We start from the raw sequence: 3,251 nt of genomic DNA, 5'->3' as shown, positions 1-3,251 counted from the left end.
GTTGGCTGGGCTTGTTACTACCTCTCGACGGTGCTTGATGACTCTTCGCGCTACATCGGGGCGTGAAAGCTGTGCGCGACGATGCAGGTCGGCGACGTCACCGCCACGCTCGACCTCGCGCTGGCGGCGGCCGGGCTCGATCATGTGCAGGTGGCGCATCGGCCGCGGCTGCTCTCCGACAACGGGCCGAGCTACGTCGCGGGTGATCTGGCCGACTGGCTCGGCAGCCGGGGCATGACCCATATCCGCGGCGCGCCCCGCCATCCTCAAACGCAGGGCAAGATCGAGCGCTGGCACCAGACGCTCAAGAACCGCATCCTGCTCGAACACGCCTACCTGCCCGGCGAACTGGAGGCGCGGGTTGCCGCCTTCGTCGAGCATTACAACCACGCTCGGGCTCACGAGAGCCTGGACAACCTCACTCCCGCCGACGTCTACTTCGGCCGCGGCGAGGCCATCCTGCAGGAGCGGGCGCGGATCAAGCGCCAGACCCTCATCGATCGCCGCTTGCGCCACCACGCGCAGGCTGCCTAACCTCTCAACCCAGAAGGACCAGAGCCTCCGTTCCTGAGCGCCTCAAGTCGTCTCAAATCATCTGACGACGGACACTACCAGCCCCAGTTCAGAGTCGCCTCGGATCGCGCCTGCGGCTTCGAAGCGCTTCTGCGATGGACTCATCCGACCCGTGGGACGATTTCGCCTGCGCAGTTCATACCGCTGGCAGAGGAGACCGGGGCGATCCTCCCGCTCGGCGAGTGGGTGCTCCGTGAGGCTTGCCGCGAGGCTGCGCGTTGGGCCTTGCCCCTCGGCATCGCTGTCAATCTCTCGATCGCGCAGCTCCAGCAAGCCGACCTGTGCGATGTCGTCGGTGCGGTGCTCAAGGAGACCGGACTGAAGGCCGACCGTCTCGAACTCGAGGTGACCGAGAGCCTCTTTCTGAAGGGTTCGGCACGCGCGCAGGAGACACTGCGCGACCTGAAGGCGCTCGGTGTGCGCATCTCGATGGATGATTTCGGAACGGGATACTCATCCCTGGCGACGTTGGAGGCTTTTCCGTTCGACAAGATCAAGATCGATCGGTCGTTCGTGTGGCAGATCGGCGTGACGAGCAAAGGCGGCGCGATCGTCCGGGCAATCCTCAGTCTCGGTGAGAGCTTGGACATTCCGGTCATCGCGGAGGGCGTCGAGACAGAGGCGCAGCTGACGTTTCTACGGCAGCACGGGTGTGCAGAGATACAAGGCTATCTGCGCGGCAAGCCGCAGCCGATCGACTCCTATCGCGCGCTCGTCGATCTCGATCGTGACCTCGAGGTCGCTTAGCGACGCTTTGCCCGTGCTCCGGGCGGGATTCATCATTGCTCCTGCATTCCTCAGATCTCCGTTCGCTCGATGCGCGGCCGGCGAGCGGTCCGACCATCATTTGTCCCTTCCGGTCAGAGCGACCCCCGGGCGACACATCGGATCGCAGCCGTGCGGACGGCCCCGTAGGGCGCCGGCTGGTGCCGTCCGATCCGACCCGGGGCGTGTCGCTCCTCTCGGGCCGGAACGATGCGGGCGGCTTCCACGCCTGGACCGGAGAGGAATTGGCGCGGTTCGAGGCCTGCTGGCCGGTCGGCACCCGCAGCGCCTCGCGTTCGATCTGCTGCTCTACACCGGCCTGCGCCGCGGCGACGCGGTTCGGCTCGGCTGCCAGCACGTCCGGAACGGTGAATTCCCCATCCGCACCGAAAGACCCGGATGGTGGTGATCGCGCCGATCCTAACGGCCCTCGCCGCGTTGATCGCCGCGGGGCCGACGGGCGATCCGTCGTTCATCTGCACCGAGCGCGGAGGGCCGTCCACCAAGGAATCGTTCGGCACGTGGGTCGGGAAGGTCTGCCGCGAGGCCCAATGCCCGGGTCCGGCTCATGGGCTGCGGAAGGCCGGAGCGCGTCGCGCCGCCGAGGATGGGGCGACAGAGGCGCAGCTCGAAGCCCTGTTCGGTTGGGCCGACGGAAGTCTGAAATGCGTAACCTACACGCGGACGGCCAACCGGGCTCGGATGGCCCGCAGAACTCCCGGCCCCTAAGCTCAGGAATTCCGCAACTCAGAAACAACAAAGCCCGCCAATGCGTTGGCGGGCTGCTGTCAGGCATTTGGTGCCCAGGAAAGGACTCGGCCTACCAGCCCATAAGTCATTGATATCATTGAGTCTGCGTGACCGTCGACCCCCGATTTGTGACCCGGTGCTGTGACCCTGCCAAGACCGGCGGCGCGGCGTCAATCGGGAGCGTACATCCAACGGTATGTATCCTCGGCGTATGTCTTGGTTAACGACCCAGTTGGAGACCCAGACATGCCCGCCCTCTCCCCCGACTACCGCAAGCGCGTCCGCCGCCTGCGGGCCCGTGCCACCCGCCGTGACATCGGCGTGTTGACCTCGCGCCGCGCCCTGTCGCCGAATCACCTCGGCGGCATCATGTTGACCGACATCCCCATGAACGGCGTGATTGCCGGCGGGAATTTCGACCTCACCATCGACGAGGCCGAGCGGCGGGTCGACGAACTCGTCGCCGATATCGAGAAGCGGTCCCTGCGCTTCGGGGGGAGCCGCTGATGGGCGCGGTGAACCTCGCTTTCCCCGCCATGGAAGCCGACCGGATCACGGACAGGCTCAACCGCTTGCGCGTGACCGCCGCCTTGAACGGGCTCTCCGTCACGCCCTCGACCGCGGTGCTGTCCCCGACCAACTTCGGGGGGCTCATGGTCGTCGAGACCGCGACCCTGCGTATCATCGCCGGTCGGCATTTCAGCCTGTCCTTGGATGAGGCCGAGGACGTTGTGCTCGACCTCGTCGCGGTGCCGGTGCCTTACGAGGACGCCTAGCCACCTCCGAATCGGCCGACGCAGAACGCCCTCCGCGCCGGCCGACGAGCCCCGCGACGACCGCGGAACCCATACCGACGTGCAGGGACACGCCGATGCCCAACAACGACAACGCCCCGACCGCGAGTCACGACGACCTAGCTCAGCTCCTCGCCCTGGCGCTCGACGGCGGGGACGAGACCCGTATCCTCCTCATGACACGCCTGATCCTGATGAACCTCGATGGCGAGCGCGATGCCGACCTCGACCGCCTGCGGAAGGCTGTGGCGACCCCGAAGATTGTGCGTCTGTAGCGCTGAAAATCCCGTTATACGCTTCAAAAATGGTGCCAGCTTGACATTCTCCAGATTTATGCTATTCTGTCTGCTATCATCGGGTGATGTGCGG

The 3,251-nt window shown here is 65.7% G+C and carries 4 protein-coding genes and 1 pseudogene; all 5 read left to right on the top strand.

Annotated elements, in window-relative coordinates; genetic code table 11:
- Positions 1–534: pseudogene (locus I53_RS22180) on the top strand (integrase core domain-containing protein); the annotation flags it as partial.
- Positions 535–567: 33 nt separating this feature from the next.
- Positions 568–1,320: an EAL domain-containing protein gene (locus I53_RS22175; protein WP_306307447.1), complete on the top strand. Its 753-nt coding sequence runs from the start codon at positions 568–570 to the stop codon at positions 1,318–1,320.
- Positions 1,321–2,334: 1,014 nt separating this feature from the next.
- Positions 2,335–2,595, top strand: coding sequence for a hypothetical protein (locus I53_RS22165; protein WP_043354757.1), 261 nt, complete (start codon positions 2,335–2,337; stop codon positions 2,593–2,595).
- Entirely contained in the window at positions 2,595–2,864 is a 270-nt protein-coding gene (locus tag I53_RS22160) for a hypothetical protein (RefSeq protein ID WP_043354755.1), read from the top strand. The genes I53_RS22165 and I53_RS22160 overlap by 1 nt, the downstream gene beginning before the upstream one ends.
- A 95-nt stretch (positions 2,865–2,959) precedes the next feature.
- A complete protein-coding gene (locus I53_RS22155; RefSeq protein ID WP_043354753.1) occupies positions 2,960–3,157 on the top strand; it encodes a hypothetical protein in 198 nt (65 codons plus the stop codon).
- Positions 3,158–3,251: the final 94 nt, after the last annotated feature.

The organism is Methylobacterium sp. B1 (assembly GCF_000333255.1).
Taxonomy (GTDB): Bacteria; Pseudomonadota; Alphaproteobacteria; order Rhizobiales; family Beijerinckiaceae; genus Methylobacterium; species Methylobacterium fujisawaense.
Note: the sequence above shows the minus strand (reverse complement) of the source record. Positions and strands in the feature narration are given on the sequence as shown.